Genomic DNA, 14451 nt, shown 5'->3' on the forward strand with positions numbered 1-14451 from the left:
ACGATGCCCGCTATTGTGGTCCTGGTAAAGAATGTGCCGGACACCTGGTCAACAAAGACACTGAATGAGGACTTCACCCTCCACCGCGAGGGCGTCGATGAGGTTATCGACGAAATCAACGAATACGCCGTGGAGCAGGCACTACGCATCCGCGAAGCGAACCCCGGACACGAGGTAATCGCACTATCCGCTGGCCCATTCCGGGCGCAGGAGGCGCTGCGGAAGGCGCTCGCGATGGGGGCGGACAAGGCCGTGCTGCTTTCCGACGCCGCCCTTGCCGGATCCGACGTGCTCGGCACGGCGTGGGCCCTGACCAGCGCGATCAATACTCTGGGTGATGTCCAGCTGATCGTCGCCGGGAACGCCTCGTCCGACGGCGCGATGGGGGCGCTGCCGGGAATCCTCGCGGAGTACCGTCAGATTCCATCGCTCACGAACCTGTCCTCCGTTGCCGTAGCCGACGGCGTGGTCTCGGGAGTCAAGGAAGCCCCAGAAGGCTCCTACCAGCTGCAGGCGTCGTTGCCGGCGCTGATCTCTGTGACAGAAAAGACGGACAAGCCGCGGTTCCCTAATTTCAAGGGCATCATGGCTGCAAAGAAAGCCGACATTGCCGTGCTCACCCTGGCGGAAGTGGGGGTCGACCCTTCGCAAGTGGGACTGGCCAACGCCGCAACGGCTGTCACCGCAGCTGAGCCACGCCCGGAGCGCGACGGTGGGGAAATGGTGTACACCGACGGCGCAGAGCGCATCTACCAGTTCATTCAGGAGGCCATCAAGTGACGTACGTACTCGCAGCAGGGTCCCACACCCTGGAACTGATCGCGGCTGCCCAGGTGCTGGGCGATGTCACCGTCGTGTCCTTTGACGAGGAACAGTACCCCGCCAACATTGTCCGCTGCTCCGCCGAGGGGCGCGTAGTGATGCCGGCGGTGGATGCGCTGTCCATGCTCGCGGCCCAGAACCCGCAGCCGATTGTGCTGCTCGCGGACTCCGTGGGCAACGAGATCGCCGGTCGTCTCGCTGCCCGTCTCGCCTCCGGCGTGCTCACCAACGTGGTGGGCATCAACGCGGACCGTACCGCGCAACTGTCCATCTTCGGCGACACCATCTCCGGCACCGCAGCGGTGGGTGGCACCAGCCCGATCTACACCATCCGCCCCGGCTCTGTCACCCCGGTACACCCCGGTTCCGGTGCGGTGACCACCATGGAACTCCCAGCAGCTGGCGTTATGGATGCTCAAGTAACTGGCTTCACCCCGGCTGTTGAGGGGGAGCGCCCTGAACTGGCGACCGCTAAGGTCGTGGTGTCTGGTGGGCGCGGCGTCGGCGAGAGTGGCTTCGCAGAGTACGTTGAGCCGCTTGCCGACGCCCTGGGCGGCGCCGTGGGTGCCACCCGCGACGCGGTCGACGACGGCCAGTACCCAGCTCAGTACCAGGTGGGACAAACCGGTGTGACGGTGTCGCCAGATCTATACATCGCGCTCGGTATCTCGGGAGCCATCCAGCACACCTCGGGTATGCAGACCTCGAAGAAGATCATCGCTGTGAACAACGACGAGGACGCCCCGATCTTTAAGATCGCCGACCTCGGTGTCGTCGGCGACGTGGAAGACATCATCCCTGAGCTGCTGAAGAAGTTCTAGTGTATTTCGATCACGCTGCTACCACACCGATCCGCCAGGTAGCGCGAGATGCCTGGCTAGCGGCCTCCGAGTTTCTCAACCCCGCCGGCCAGTACGCGGCGGGGAGGGCGGCGAACCGGGCGTTATCCGAGGCCCGGGAAGCGGTGGCCTCCCTGCTGGACTGCGAGCCGATCGAAGTCATTTTCACCGGTTCCGGTACTGAGGCCGACAACCTGGCCATTCAGGGCCTGTTTCGGCAGTCGGAGCTTAGCCGCGTGGTCTCCACCGAGATCGAACACCCGGCGGTGCTGGAAACCGTGGCGGCCCTTGGCGCGGACGTTGCGATGCTGCCACTTACCGACGGACGGGTGTCCTCCTTCGAGCCATTGGCCGAGCCTGCGGCCCTGGCCACCTGCATGTGGGCGAACAACGAAACGGGCATCCTCCAGCCGGTCCATGAGCTGGTTGAGGCAGCGGGGCAGACCCCGGTACATGTGGACGCGGTGCAGGCAGTGGGGCACATCCCTGTGTCCTTTGCTTCGCTCGGCGCCACCACACTGGCTGCCTCTGCGCACAAGTTCGGCGGGCCGAGGGGCGTCGGGATCCTGCTGGCGCGCCGCTCCGGGCTGGCACCCACCCTGTACGGTGGCGGCCAGCAGCGAGGGATCCGCCCCGGCACCATCGACGTGGCGGGAGCCGTGGCAACGGCAGCGGCTTTGCGCGAGGCAGTGGCGGAGATCGACACAGAACAGGCACGGCTGTCCGAGCTGCGTGATCGGCTCCGCGCAGGCATCGAGCTTATCGACGGCGCAGTCATCCATTCAACGGGCGACCTCCTACCGGGACACCTGCACGTTTCTTTCCCAGGGGCCGAAGGCGACAGCCTGATCATGCTTTTAGACATGCTCGGAGTGGCGGCGTCCACGGGATCGGCGTGTGCGAGTGGCGTGAACCGCGCGAGCCACGTCCTGCTCGCCATGGGGGTGCCTGAGGAGGTGGCGCGGGGCGCCTTGCGGCTGACCCTCGGTCGGACAACCACGTCGGATGAAGTCGAGTTTTTACTAGCCCACTTGGGGGGAATAGCCCGTCAAGCCCGAGAAGCGGGAATGGCAATCTGATAATCTGAATCCGCTGCAATGTACGGGAATGCCGGTGAGAATCCGGCAGCGGTCCTCGTCACTGTATTGCTTCTTAGGACAGGTGGCTTTCACCTGTCGGCGCTGCGCGTGTTCACTTCCTGTTGGCATCACGGGTGGGAAGGACGTGCGCGAGGTTTTCAGCGTGGAAGCTAAGCCAGGAGACCGATTGCAGTGGCCTACTCATACAGGTTCGCGAGATGGACGGACCTAAAGTTGGAAAGAAGATTGTCATGCATATTGCCGAGGGATTTCTCCCCGTCGAGCATTGCGTAGCCTGGGGTGCGGCTGCCACCCCCTTTGTTGTTTATGGTGCTTACGCAGTCAACAAACAGATCAAGGAACGTCCAGAAACCGGCATGCTGTTGGGTGCTGCCGGTGCTTTTACCTTCGTGCTGAGCGCGTTGAAGATCCCGTCCGTGACCGGTTCTTCCTCCCACCCCACCGGCACTGGCCTCGGAGCGGTGTTGTTCAAACCACCGGTGATGGCGTTCATCGGTACCATTGTCCTGCTGTTCCAAGCAATTTTGCTGGCGCACGGTGGCCTCACCACCCTGGGGGCAAACGTGTTCTCCATGGCGATCGTGGGCCCGTGGGTAGCGTACGCGGTGTGGAAGCTCCTGGGATCCAAGTCCCCTGAGCTGGCCATGTTCTCCGCTGCATTCCTCGGCAACTTCGCCACCTACTGCGTTACCGCGCTGCAGTTGGCGGCAGCACACCATGCTGCTGGTTTCGCTAACGCCGCCGGAACCTTCCTGGCGCTGTACGCCCCAACTCAGGTGCCACTGTCCATCGTGGAAGGCATCGTGTCCGTGCTGATCTTCCGCAGCCTGCGTCAGATCGCGAAGAAGGAACTGACCGTTCTGGGCATCCCTGTGGCTGCCCCGAAGCGAGAGATGGTGGCAGCCTAAAATGAAGAACCTAGTTTTGGTCATCGTGGCCGGCGTTCTGATCATGTTCCCGATGTTCTTCAATTTCGGTGACCCGGACGCTGAAGAACAATTCGTGGGCACCGACGCGGGTGCGGAAACCTTGGTGGAAGAGGCTAACCCTGATTATGAACCATGGTTCGAATCTGTTGCTGGTGAACTGCCAGGAGAAGTGGAGTCCGGCCGGTTCGCGCTGCAAGCTGGTCTTGGTGCTGGCCTGCTCGGTTATGTCCTCGGTGTGTTCCGTGGCCGTACCCAGCGTGCTGAGGAATCTGCTGCTGTCTAAATGAATGCCCTGGAACTAGCCGCTGCTAGGAGCCGCTGGGCGCACGTGAATGTGGGCGAAAAAAGCCTGCTCATCGTACTGCTGTTTATTGCGATCTCGGTTTCCGGTATCAAACTCGCAGTGATCGCCGCTATCACCTTGGTGATGGCGGTCGCTGCTGGGATCAACTGGAAACTGTACCTGGGTCTGGTCGGGGCCCCGGCGACGTTCATCGCGCTGGGCCTCGGCCCGCTCATTTTCTCCATTACCTCCGGCGGGTTGATCATGGTCCCAGGAGGGGTGGCGCACGCCGGTGAGGTGTTGGCTAGGTCCGTGGTGGGCATGGGAATCACCATGTTGTTTGCGCTGACCACCCCGATGTCCGAGATCCTCATGTTCGCGCGTCGTCGGCACCTTCCGGAGTCGCTCGTGCACGTCACGGGCCTGATATACCGCCTGGTGGGTGCCCTGGTGGTGACGGCGAAGACGATGTGGGAGGCCCAGGCCGCCCGGCTCGGGCATAGCAGTACCCGCCGGTGGGTGGGTTCGGTTGCGGGCCAAGCAGCGTCGCTATTTGTGCTGTCCTTTGCCAGGGCTCGGGCGCTGCAAGAAGGATTGGAACTGCGGGCGGATCCCACCGCGATGAAAGTGCGTACTGTGGCGCGCCCCGTGAACTGGCTCCGTGCCTGCGGCGCCGTGATTGTGATGAGTTTATTATGTCTGTTCTAGAGACCCGTGACCTGACTTTTTCCCACGATCAGCCTGTGCTGAACGGGGTCGACCTAGCCGTGGCAGCGGGGGAACGCCTCGCGATCCTCGGTGCGAATGGCTCCGGGAAGTCCACGCTGCTCAAGCTGTTAGCGGGGGCGTGGCAGCCTCAATCTGGCACGGTTTTGCTCGATGACACGCCGATGGAGTACACCAGGCGCGGCCGGGACCATGTGCGCCGCAATGTGCAGCTTGTGCTGCAGGAACCCGATGAACAAATCTTCGCCACCACGGTTGCGGAGGACGTGTCTTTCGGCCCCGTGAACATGGGATTGGAGGAGTCGGACGTCGATAAGCGCGTGCGTGAGGCGCTGGCCACCTGCGAAATCACTGGCCTTGCTGACCGCGTCCCCCACCAGCTTTCCTACGGCCAACGCAAACTCGTGGCGCTGGCCGGTGCGCTGGCGATGCAGCCACGCGTCCTCCTTCTCGACGAGCCGACCGCCGGCCTCGACCCCGTCGCCTCCGACCGCCTGCTAGCCACGCTGCTGCAGCTTAACGACGCCGGAACAACCATCGTCATCTCCACGCACGAAATCGACTTCGCCTACGCTTTCGCAGCGTCGGTGGGAGTCCTCGTTGACGGGACGATCCGCTCTGGTGACCGAACCCTCCTTACCGACCCATCGCTGCTGGCCGCGGCGCGTCTGCGCCCACCGTGGGCGCCACTGGTATCAGAAAAAATCGGAAAAGCCGTCGAACGGGTGGAAGATCTATTAGGGTAGAGGGGCACATTCGTCACACGGGAGCGGAGCCGATTCTTCGCTGAGAGGACGCAACAAAACACGGAGCGTCGACCGTTTAACCTGTCCGGATAATGCCGGCGTAGGGAGGTTTAAATGATCACCACTGGACCCATTTACCGCAGCGAAAAGGTCTACCAGGAGGTGTCCTTCGAGGGACACACCCTGAAAATTCCAGCTCGACGCATCGGCCTCACGACTGGCGAACATTTCGACGTGTACGACACCTCAGGCCCGTACACGCTCGAAGATCCGCAGCTGGATCTGGAAAAGGGATTGTCGCCAGTTCGTACCTGGGAGCCAGCGGAAGCAGTACCGGCTTCCGAAGAGCACCCAGAACTTCGCGTTCAAACTCAGCTCGCGTGGGCGCGAGCCGGGATCATCACCCCGGAGATGGCATTCTGCGCGGCACGCGAGGGATTCTCGCCGGAGTTCGTGCGATCCGAAGTAGCCGCGGGGCGGGCCGTGATCTGCGCGAACCGTAAGCACCCGGAGCTGGAGCCGATGATCATCGGTAAGGCGTTCGCGGTGAAGATCAACGCCAACATCGGCAATTCCGCCGTCACCTCATCCATCGATGAGGAAGTGGAGAAAATGGTGTGGGCGACGCGCTGGGGCGCGGACACCATCATGGACCTTTCCACAGGCAAGGACATTCACGAAACCCGCGAATGGATCCTACGCAACTCCCCAGTACCTGTGGGAACGGTGCCGATCTACCAGGCGCTCGAAAAAGTTAAGGGCGACCCAACAAAATTGACCTGGGAGATCTACCGCGACACCATCATTGAACAGTGCGAACAGGGCGTCGACTACATGACCGTCCACGCCGGCGTACTCCTGCGCTACATCCCGCTGGCCGCCGACCGCGTCACTGGCATCGTCTCTCGCGGCGGCTCCATCATGGCTGCCTGGTGTCTGAAAGAGCACCGCGAATCCTTCCTGTACGAAAACTTCGCCGAGCTCTGCGACATCCTCGCTCAGTATGACGTCACCTTCTCCCTCGGCGACGGTCTGCGTCCAGGTTCCATCGCGGACGCCAATGACGAAGCTCAGCTGGCAGAACTGCGCACGTTGGGCGAACTGACTCTCATCGCGCGCTCCCGCGGCGTCCAGGTCATGATCGAAGGCCCCGGCCACGTTCCGATGCACAAGATCCCAGTCAACGTCGAATGGGAAGAGGACTGGTGCCACGGCGCACCTTTCTACACCCTGGGGCCCCTGGCGACAGACATTGCACCAGGCTACGACCACATCACCTCCGCGATCGGCGCTGCGATCATCGGCCAGGCTGGGACCGCGATGTTGTGTTACGTCACCCCGAAGGAACACCTCGGGTTGCCGAACCGCGATGACGTGAAGGTCGGCGTTATCACCTATAAGATCGCCGCCCACGCGGCGGACCTGGCGAAGCAGCACCCGCGTGCCCAGGAGCGAGACGATGCGCTGTCTCGCGCGAGGTTCGAATTCCGCTGGCATGACCAGTTCGCGTTGGCTCTGGATCCGGACACCGCACTGTCTTATCACGACGAGACCCTCCCAGCAGAGCCTGCGAAGACGGCGCATTTCTGCTCGATGTGTGGTCCGAAGTTCTGCTCCATGAAGATCTCGCAGGATGTGCGGGACTATGCGGCGGAGCATGGGCTTGAGACTGTGGAGGCCATTGAGGCGGGCATGAAGGAGAAGTCGGCGGAGTTTGCTGAGTCGGGTTCTCGCGTGTACTTGCCGGTGGTGGAGAGCTAGCAGATATCGGGTGGGCTGAGCTGTTTTTGGCTCTAGCCCGACCGGAACTAACTAACTGTGTTTTTTCCTACAAAACTCTTACGTTTATTTACAGTAATGAGCAGCCAATTTTATTATTTGAGGGTCATCGTTTCTCTCAACTAGGAAAGGCTCTCTCGTGGAGTTTGTTTTCTACAGTTTGTGTGCAATTGCACTCGTTCTGGTGTTATTCAAGCCAGAAAAAGAAAAGCTGGCATTCAGCTTGTTGGTCGGATCATTTGCATTTTCTGTGCTGATGTTCTTCATGGCTTCTGCTACGTCAATTGTTCCGGCGGTGAACCTGTAAATGTTCGATGCAAAGGTTTTCCGTTTTATTCTGGCCGCAGCGGTCTTTATTATCATGGCGTTTCCGGTGGGCGTCGCAAACATCTACCTAGGCTTTATTAATGGTGAATCCCCGTGCATCCTCTGTGGTAACGAGCGCTTTGGTATGGTCCTCATCGGGGCCTTGGGGGTATTTATCCTGCGCTACGGGGCACGTATGCGCTACATGGTAACTCTCCTGTTGGTGGCCTTCTATTATCTGTACACCACGGTGCGCCACTGGGGTGGACGTGCTAATGCTGACCTTGGTCAAGGGTTTGGTGACGCCGTGTTGGGTGTTCACACCTACACCTGGGGCATCCTGGTGTACTGGGTTGTGATTGGTGTTCTCGCGGTTGGTTTCATCTTTATCGGAAAAGATAAGGTGCTGGCGCAGGAATTTATTTCCACTGAGGTGAACGTAAAGAAATTCTCTCCCGCCACTAAATTTGTGACCATCGTCGCCATTCTTATTACGTGCACTAACTGTCTTCAATTTCTCATTGGTAATGGTATTCCTCCCTATGCGGGGGCAGGGGATCCGGCGCGGTTCACTTTTAATATTGCACAAACCGCGAAATACTGGGATAAGGAGCATCAGTATGAATCTCTTGGTGACATTCGGCTACACAAATTTAATGCACCCGACCCGCATAAAGGTATTGAGTTTGATACCAGCCCACTAGTAGGAAAAGAAACCTTGGAGCTGGCCGGTACTCAGGAGATCGGTTTCCCCGTCGCAGGCTTCCGTGGAAAAGGTCGTGCTGCTGGTATCGCCTATGATTCCGACAATGACAAGTTTGGTCTGGTCTCCTCCGATGGTGGCTTTTACTACACTGACGAGAATTTTAAAGAGTACTCCTCGTTTGCCCGGGTGGACGTTCCTAATGGCTCCGATATTCACAACACCGTAGATGCGGCCTACTTTAAACCAGGCGGTTTGGTTGCGATTGCGCAGAACAAAACGATCTACGGTGCTGTGATTCAAGATGAAGTGGATGAGAAGATTGCCTGGAAGGATTTCACTGATACTTCAGGCGACATCATGCCGATCTTCGACTCGAAGGGGCGTCCGGAGCTGCGGACTATTCGGGCTCGGATGGCCTACACGTTGTCAGTCGCTTCGGAAAGCACGGCAGACACATTTGTCACTCTCAGTGTTCCGCATGAGCGCTCTAAGCAGGTGGTTATATCGGAGTTTTCTAAAGCGGACAACAAGCTGATCCGGGAAGGGGTGTTGGACGCCGAAGGGGTGTATCCGGTGGGTGCAGACCTGCACGACGGACTCCTGTATGTCCTGTCTAAGGAACACAACAGTCTCTTAACCATTGATATTGCGGACTTTAGTGTGAAAGAGATTCGAAACCTGCCTGAGCTTGGCGATGTTCGCGACGTGGCGGTATCCGGAAAGAGCGCCTTTGTGCTTGCACACGATGGTGACCGTGATTTAGTTCATGAGCTAAAGATTTCCTAGAAAATCTGCACGTTAACGCGCCCCGGCTCACTAGGGTGGGGTGCGTTAGTTGTCTTCGGTCAGCCTGCGGCCGTTGGATCTTCGGGCTTGCGGGCTGTTGTTTCTGTGGTGTTTTCCGGCGCTATCGACCAACACGGGGTATCTACTGAGCACCATTGCGATGTGTGCTTCGATGGCGCTGTCGTCGTTCCAGCCGTGGTGTTTCGGGCAGAGTGGGGCGAGGTTGTCGATACTGGTTGGTCCGCCTCGCGCCCACGGTACGACGTGGTGGGATTCGCAGCGGCTGATCGATTCGTTGCAGCCTGGGTAAGCGCAGCATCCATCTCGGGAGAACATTGCCAGACGCTGGTAGAAGGTGGCTGATCGGCCGGCTGTTACTAGCTTTTTCACTGCGCCGTGGTGATCGTGGACCACGATGTAGTCAACGATGCGGTGGCCGTCGAGCAGTTTGAGGTCGAAGAGGGTGAGGTCGATGCCGACGTGGCTGCCGAACTTCGCTTCCCAGTTGAATTCGTGTTCTTCGGTGACGCCGATGACGAGGGAGCAGTGCCCGACCTGGTCGATGCGGGTGGCGGAAGCCCAGCGCAACACTTGGAAGAAATTGTCTGCGTGTCGTTGGGCTACGGTTCGGTTGTCGTCTTTGCGTCGGTCCTCGGTGGCCTGTTCCGCGCGCCAGGCGTCATCCATGAGTGATTTCAGGAGTGCGGCGTGGGCCGCTGGTGCGTAGCCGTGGAAGCTGCAGCCACCGTGCTCGTCTTGTTCGCGTAGCTGGAAACGGCGCTGGTTGTAGGCTTCGTGTGGATCCTTGGCCAGGCGCCGGTTTTCTTCGCGGACAAGTTTCTTGGCGTAGGCGTGTGTTGCCTTGGGGGAGGACTCGGCGGCGGAGGCTGCGGCGAGGTTGTAAATCTCGGTGCGCCGTTTGGATGCTGAGCTTAGTTTCTCTAGAGCCGACAAAATGAGGTCTTGGTGCTCAACTGGGACACCTTCCCCCCAGGGATTCAGGGAGCGTCGGTGAATGCGGCGGGCTTCGCTAGCCGACACCCCAGCACGTTCCAATTTGTTGCGCTCATACCCCGAAGCCATGTCTGTTTCGAGCCGGGCAATCAGCTCCTTGATCTCCAGCAATGCGGGGAAATGTTCGAAAGGCTCACCGAAGTCAATGGAGTGTTGAAGTAACTCCTTGACCTGGGTAAGTGTTGAAGATTCCCCGAATTTCATACCCCCATTCTATCCCAGCAAGGATTAGAACACAAGAGCTAATCGAAACTTTTTGTGCGGGGCCAGAGCGAGAGGGAGACTAGTAGGCCGGCAAGTGTGGCGATGGTCCACCATAGAAAAAATGGGCTCGTAGCAACCCAATCCACGCTGGTCATGCAAACGAACCCAGCGATCAATGCAACGACCGCCGCATTCAACAAAGAGCGTCGCTTCCAGAAGTACAGTTCAAGGACGAGCCAGCTGACTATAAAGACAGGAACTAAGACCACTGCAGCATCCTTTCTCCCAAGATATCGACGCTTGCTGGAGTGTTGGTGTTCACGAAGGTAACTCGCTTTCCGTTGGGGTCGAATATCAACATCGTTCGATAACCTCCAGTACCGCCGTTGTGCCACATTCCGGCTTCATCGTGCACCCAGACGTAAGGGGGCACTCCAACAGAACGCACATGTGCGGCAAACAGTGCCATGTCGTGGGCGGTGGAGCGGATGGCGCCAGCAGGGGCATAGCCGTCCATCTCCCAGTTCGCGGCCACGCGGCCACGGCCATTTAGCCCGTGCGGTGCATCAGCGGCGCTACCAATCAAAGCAACGTAAGACTCAGACATGCCTAGCGGTGTGAAGATATCTTGTTGCACCATCTCTTCCCATGTTCGGCCGTCTTTGGTCGCTATTAACTGTCCAAGAAAAGCCACCCCCAGGTTCGAGTAGTTGCGCTCGCCTTGGCCCTTGAGTTTTGCATCGAGAGCCATCTCTAAAATGTCGTCGCGCGTCACCGTTCCATAGGGGTTACGCTCAACAAACAAGGAAACCAAATCCAATCCTGGATTACGTGGCAAGCCCGCCTCATGGTTGGCGAGCTGCTCTAACGTAACGGAACCGATGGGGGCGCCGTGCGTGTCGATGATGTCGGAGACCTTGGTGTCTAGCTGAACAGTGCCCTTCTCGACGGCCTGCCGCAGCAATTCCGCAGTGAAGGTCTTGGTCACTGATCCAATTTCTACTTCCGTATGTTCGTCGGCTCCGAGTCCGGCAAACACTGGTTGATCGCCGTCAAGAACGAAGCCGGTCAATTCGAGTGCTCCTCGTGGAGCGTGCTCTTTCATGAACCCAGCGAGCCCCGGGTCTCCCGTCGGGTCGCTGGCGAGGGTAACTCGCTGTGGTCCAAAGACTAATAGCAGGGCAGTGGTGGCGAGGCCGCACAGTACGGCCACAATTTTCTTCATCGGTGATCCTCGCTAGCAGCAATGATGGTCAATAGGGGCACGACTCGTGCGGGCGGAATCTCAAAGAGATTGTCTCGCTTGCGCACCCAGCCCGCGGCCTGGAGCGCTGTGAGGTGGTGGTATGCAGCGCCTGACGACGCCAACCCTTCCGCTACCAGCTCCGTAACCGGCGCGGGGGCGTCGAGAAGCCTGCGCAAGAGGGCGTGACGAATCGGGTGGGCGAGCGCGGAGACGCGCTCCATCGCGGAGTGGAAAATCTCATCGGTTAGGAACTGTGTTGGGCGAGCCCACTCATAGGAGTATTGCCGTGAACCCACCGTGACATCGCCCTGAAAGGAGACGATGCCACCCTCGTACGTCGGTGGAGATTGCTGTTCCAGCTTCGCAATTCGTTCTTCTAGTTCCGCGAGCTTTGCCTCAATTTCCATAATTCTAAAAATACCGAAAAATGGAATCAGGTGCAGCGGAGGTTGTTATTAGGAGGCTACCGTCGACTAAGCTAGTCCACCTGAAAGGGGAAAACATGCGAGTTCTGGCAGCAATGAGTGGCGGCGTCGATAGTGCGGTGGCGGCAGCCCGAGCGGTGGAGGCAGGCCATGATGTGGTTGGGGTCCATCTTGCGCTGTCCCGTGACCCACAGGCGGTCCGGGAGTCCTCCCGTGGTTGCTGTTCGCTGGAGGATTCCGCGGACGCGCGCCGGGTGTGTGACAAGCTCGGTATTCCGTTCTATGTGTGGGACTTTTCGGATCGCTTCAAGGAAGACGTCATCGATGATTTTGTCGATTCCTACGAACGTGGTGAAACCCCGAATCCGTGCCTGCGCTGCAATGAGAAAATCAAGTTCCGCGCGCTGCTGGAACGCGCCCGCGCCCTTGGCTTCGATGCCGTCGCTACCGGCCATTACGCCAAAATCATTGATGGGCACCTGCGCCGGGGCGACGACCCGCAAAAGGATCAGTCCTACGTCCTCGGCGTGCTGACCCGCGACGAACTGGATCACTGCATGTTCCCGGTCGGGGACACCCCGAAGCCGTTGATTAGGGAAGAGGCCGCCAAGCACGGCTTCTCAGTGGCGAAGAAGCCCGATTCCTACGACATCTGCTTCATCCCCGACGGCAATACGCAGGCTTTCCTGGGTAAGCACATCGGCTTGCGCCCGGGGTTGGTGAAGGACCAAGAAGGCAATGTGCTCAAGGAGCACCACGGCGTGCACGAGTTCACTATCGGCCAGCGCAAGGGCCTGGACATCAAGCAGCCGGCCAAGGATGGCAAGCCCCGCTATGTCACGGACATCAATGCTGCTACCGGCGAGGTCACCGTCGGTTCCCGCGCTGACCTGGCAGTGACAGGCATTACAGCCGACCGCCTCAAAGTCCTGCACCCGGCCATGACCGGCACCATCGAGTGTCAGGTTCAGGTCCGTGCCCACGGCGAGGTCGTGCCTTGTACGGCCGTCATTGGTCCGGAAAAGATGGTGCTCACGCTGCATGAACCGCTCGAAGGCGTCGCGCGCGGGCAGGCAGCCGTCCTTTACCTGCCAGACGCAGAAGGTGACATCGTTCTCGGCTCCGGGACCATCTCATGCACCACGCGCTAGGCCCGCTCCCAGGCACGTCGCTTATCGACGCCGCCGACGTCATCCTCGGCGAATGCGAAATCCTGGCCATCCCGCAACTGCCCGCCCGGGGCACCGGATCAGACCCCGTGGGGCGAACAAGCGCGTTGTTGCCTTTCAACGTGGACGCCGGGCCCCGTTCCTGGCAACTCACCAACCGGCCACAGCTGCTGACGCGCCGGGTGTGGGATCGGCTGGAGCAAGACCTGGACGAGTGCGAATCGGTGTGGGGAACCTCGGTCGCAACGGTGAAGGTCCAGGTCATGGGGCCGTGGAGCCTGGCAGCGTCCTTAGAGCTGCCAAACGGGCACCGGGCAATCACTGACCGTGGCGCGCTGCGCGACATCCGTGTAGGCCTCGCTCACGGGGTGACAGAACACGTGGCGGACGTGCGCACCCGCTTTAATGCTGACGTGATCACGCAAGTGGATGAACCCCTGCTCGGGCCCATCATCCGGGGCGAACTACCGGGCACCACCCAGTGGGACACCATCCCCGCGATCCCGGAGCTGCAGCTCATGGACTGCGACATCCTCCACCTCGCCGAACCGCTCTGGCAGGTGAGCGCGCCCCAGGTGTTCCTGGAACGCGCCCTCATCTGCGGCACAGCCAACCTCGACGGCTTTGGCGCATTGGTCTCACGCGGTGTCCGCGCCGGTCTGGGCATCCCGCCTGGGCGCGTCGATGAGCTCGGTGAAAAACCGCGCGCGGTCGCCATCGAGCTTGCCCGCCTCTGGGACGAACTCAGCCTCTCCCGCGACCTGCTAGCGGACGTCGATGTGTATCCGGTGGGCGTCGAAAAGCTGCAGCTTGCCGACGCCGGAGCCGCCCTCCACTTCGCCCGCGCGGTTGCGGATATGTTGGCGCGGGACGCAGGGGACCTTTAAAGGGAGTGCTAGCTGATTGAGATGCGACCCCGCCAATAGTCATTTCGGCCAGAATCGTACGTGGCGCCGACCCTGTTTACGGCGCGCTTGTCCGAACAAATGAGGGCTTTGCCGTCGGAACCGACGGAGCAGTCAATGGGATACACCTCGCCCGTGACCGGGCTGGAAACCTGCAGAGTCTCGACAGTTCGAGGAAGCGTCCAGTCATTCTTCATGGAGTCGTTGTACTGGGCATACTAGGCCACGTCAAAAATGGCGGCAGCGAACTCACACGAAGTATCTGGGTAGGCGCGAATTTCATCGCCAAACACGGTGTAGCCGCAGACGCCACCGACTTGACCAGCGTTGATTGTATGCTGGCTGACAGGCCGCTCCAGGCTTGGCGCTGGTGCCGGTGGTGGCGGGGCCTGTTCTGACCTTGCCTCTGATACCTCAGCAACCGTTTCTTCCTCGGTGATTGTCACCTCTACGGTCTTCTGAGGTA

17 protein-coding genes and 2 riboswitches are annotated in these 14451 nt (G+C 59.8%); of the genes, 12 read left to right on the forward strand and 5 right to left on the reverse strand.

Annotated elements, in window-relative coordinates:
• Positions 1–3: 3 nt before the first annotated feature.
• The 10 genes from HW450_RS12380 (at position 4) to HW450_RS12425 (ending at position 9022) form a co-directional block, all read left to right on the forward strand.
• Positions 4–780, forward strand: coding sequence for an electron transfer flavoprotein subunit beta/FixA family protein (locus HW450_RS12380; protein WP_182385909.1), 777 nt, complete (start codon positions 4–6; stop codon positions 778–780).
• Positions 777–1643, forward strand: coding sequence for an electron transfer flavoprotein subunit alpha/FixB family protein (locus HW450_RS12385; RefSeq protein WP_182385910.1), 867 nt, complete (start codon positions 777–779; stop codon positions 1641–1643). The genes HW450_RS12380 and HW450_RS12385 overlap by 4 nt, the downstream gene beginning before the upstream one ends.
• On the forward strand, positions 1643–2740 hold the full coding sequence (locus tag HW450_RS12390) for a cysteine desulfurase family protein (protein WP_182385911.1): 1098 nt from the start codon (positions 1643–1645) through the stop codon (positions 2738–2740). The genes HW450_RS12385 and HW450_RS12390 overlap by 1 nt, the downstream gene beginning before the upstream one ends.
• A riboswitch (cobalamin riboswitch) is annotated at positions 2740–2946 on the forward strand. Its footprint overlaps the gene before it by 1 nt.
• A gap of 45 nt (positions 2947–2991) precedes the next feature.
• Positions 2992–3669, forward strand: coding sequence for an energy-coupling factor ABC transporter permease (locus HW450_RS12395; protein WP_182387549.1), 678 nt, complete (start codon positions 2992–2994; stop codon positions 3667–3669).
• 1 nt (position 3670) lies between these two features.
• Positions 3671–3973 carry an energy-coupling factor ABC transporter substrate-binding protein gene (locus HW450_RS12400; RefSeq protein WP_182385912.1) on the forward strand — a complete coding sequence of 101 codons (303 nt, stop codon included), beginning with the start codon at positions 3671–3673 and terminating at the stop codon, positions 3971–3973.
• Positions 3974–4681, forward strand: a complete 708-nt coding sequence (locus HW450_RS12405; protein WP_182385913.1) for a CbiQ family ECF transporter T component — start codon at positions 3974–3976, stop codon at positions 4679–4681.
• Complete coding sequence (locus HW450_RS12410; RefSeq protein ID WP_182385914.1) at positions 4669–5445, forward strand: energy-coupling factor ABC transporter ATP-binding protein; 777 nt, start codon at positions 4669–4671, stop codon at positions 5443–5445. Before HW450_RS12405 ends, HW450_RS12410 begins: the two co-directional genes overlap by 13 nt.
• A 7-nt stretch (positions 5446–5452) precedes the next feature.
• Positions 5453–5569, forward strand: a riboswitch (TPP riboswitch).
• Positions 5560–7206, forward strand: coding sequence for a phosphomethylpyrimidine synthase ThiC (thiC, locus tag HW450_RS12415; RefSeq protein ID WP_182385915.1), 1647 nt, complete (start codon positions 5560–5562; stop codon positions 7204–7206). (Overlaps the previous riboswitch by 10 nt.)
• Positions 7207–7363: 157 nt before the next feature.
• The gene (locus HW450_RS12420; RefSeq protein WP_182385916.1) at positions 7364–7531 is read left to right on the forward strand and encodes a hypothetical protein; all 168 of its coding nucleotides are present in this window, start codon (positions 7364–7366) and stop codon (positions 7529–7531) included.
• Entirely contained in the window at positions 7532–9022 is a 1491-nt protein-coding gene (locus HW450_RS12425; protein ID WP_182385917.1) for a disulfide bond formation protein B, read from the forward strand.
• A 45-nt stretch (positions 9023–9067) separates the two neighbouring features.
• Here HW450_RS12425 and HW450_RS12430 read toward each other — a convergent pair whose 3' ends face one another.
• From HW450_RS12430 to HW450_RS12440, 3 genes are all read right to left on the reverse strand, one after another.
• Positions 9068–10240: an HNH endonuclease signature motif containing protein gene (locus HW450_RS12430; protein WP_182385918.1), complete on the reverse strand. Its 1173-nt coding sequence runs from the start codon at positions 10238–10240 to the stop codon at positions 9068–9070.
• A gap of 259 nt (positions 10241–10499) precedes the next feature.
• Positions 10500–11465, reverse strand: coding sequence for a serine hydrolase domain-containing protein (locus tag HW450_RS12435; protein WP_182385919.1), 966 nt, complete (start codon positions 11463–11465; stop codon positions 10500–10502).
• Complete coding sequence (locus HW450_RS12440) at positions 11462–11893, reverse strand: ArsR/SmtB family transcription factor (protein WP_182385920.1); 432 nt, start codon at positions 11891–11893, stop codon at positions 11462–11464. The genes HW450_RS12435 and HW450_RS12440 overlap by 4 nt, the downstream gene beginning before the upstream one ends.
• A 95-nt stretch (positions 11894–11988) precedes the next feature.
• Between HW450_RS12440 and mnmA the strand changes: the two genes are divergently transcribed.
• The gene (gene mnmA / locus HW450_RS12445; protein WP_182385921.1) at positions 11989–13062 is read left to right on the forward strand and encodes a tRNA 2-thiouridine(34) synthase MnmA; all 1074 of its coding nucleotides are present in this window, start codon (positions 11989–11991) and stop codon (positions 13060–13062) included.
• On the forward strand, positions 13047–13967 hold the full coding sequence (locus tag HW450_RS12450) for a uroporphyrinogen decarboxylase/cobalamine-independent methonine synthase family protein (protein ID WP_182385922.1): 921 nt from the start codon (positions 13047–13049) through the stop codon (positions 13965–13967). The genes mnmA and HW450_RS12450 overlap by 16 nt, the downstream gene beginning before the upstream one ends.
• An 8-nt stretch (positions 13968–13975) precedes the next feature.
• On the opposite strand, the gene HW450_RS12455 is transcribed toward HW450_RS12450, so the two are convergent.
• Together HW450_RS12455 and HW450_RS12460 are read right to left on the reverse strand one after the other, a co-directional pair.
• Complete coding sequence (locus tag HW450_RS12455; RefSeq protein WP_182385923.1) at positions 13976–14182, reverse strand: hypothetical protein; 207 nt, start codon at positions 14180–14182, stop codon at positions 13976–13978.
• A gap of 21 nt (positions 14183–14203) precedes the next feature.
• Positions 14204–14431: a hypothetical protein gene (locus HW450_RS12460; protein ID WP_182385924.1), complete on the reverse strand. Its 228-nt coding sequence runs from the start codon at positions 14429–14431 to the stop codon at positions 14204–14206.
• Positions 14432–14451: the final 20 nt, after the last annotated feature.

The organism is Corynebacterium hindlerae, from assembly GCF_014117265.1.
GTDB classification, from domain to species: Bacteria; Actinomycetota; Actinomycetes; order Mycobacteriales; family Mycobacteriaceae; genus Corynebacterium; species Corynebacterium hindlerae.

Excerpts from the sequence above, each read along its gene's own strand:
- HW450_RS12380 (WP_182385909.1), top strand. The coding sequence starts at position 4 with ATGCCCGCTATTGTGGTCCTGGTAAAGAATGTGCCGGACACCTGGTCA.
- HW450_RS12395 (WP_182387549.1), top strand. The coding sequence starts at position 2,992 with ATGCATATTGCCGAGGGATTTCTCCCCGTCGAGCATTGCGTAGCCTGG.
- HW450_RS12400 (WP_182385912.1), top strand. The coding sequence starts at position 3,671 with ATGAAGAACCTAGTTTTGGTCATCGTGGCCGGCGTTCTGATCATGTTC.
- HW450_RS12405 (WP_182385913.1), top strand. The coding sequence starts at position 3,974 with ATGAATGCCCTGGAACTAGCCGCTGCTAGGAGCCGCTGGGCGCACGTG.
- HW450_RS12410 (WP_182385914.1), top strand. The coding sequence starts at position 4,669 with ATGTCTGTTCTAGAGACCCGTGACCTGACTTTTTCCCACGATCAGCCT.
- thiC (WP_182385915.1), top strand. The coding sequence starts at position 5,560 with ATGATCACCACTGGACCCATTTACCGCAGCGAAAAGGTCTACCAGGAG.
- HW450_RS12425 (WP_182385917.1), top strand. The coding sequence starts at position 7,532 with ATGTTCGATGCAAAGGTTTTCCGTTTTATTCTGGCCGCAGCGGTCTTT.
- HW450_RS12430 (WP_182385918.1), bottom strand. The coding sequence starts at position 10,240 with ATGAAATTCGGGGAATCTTCAACACTTACCCAGGTCAAGGAGTTACTT.
- HW450_RS12435 (WP_182385919.1), bottom strand. The coding sequence starts at position 11,465 with ATGAAGAAAATTGTGGCCGTACTGTGCGGCCTCGCCACCACTGCCCTG.
- HW450_RS12440 (WP_182385920.1), bottom strand. The coding sequence starts at position 11,893 with ATGGAAATTGAGGCAAAGCTCGCGGAACTAGAAGAACGAATTGCGAAG.
- mnmA (WP_182385921.1), top strand. The coding sequence starts at position 11,989 with ATGCGAGTTCTGGCAGCAATGAGTGGCGGCGTCGATAGTGCGGTGGCG.
- HW450_RS12450 (WP_182385922.1), top strand. The coding sequence starts at position 13,047 with ATGCACCACGCGCTAGGCCCGCTCCCAGGCACGTCGCTTATCGACGCC.
- HW450_RS12455 (WP_182385923.1), bottom strand. The coding sequence starts at position 14,182 with ATGAAGAATGACTGGACGCTTCCTCGAACTGTCGAGACTCTGCAGGTT.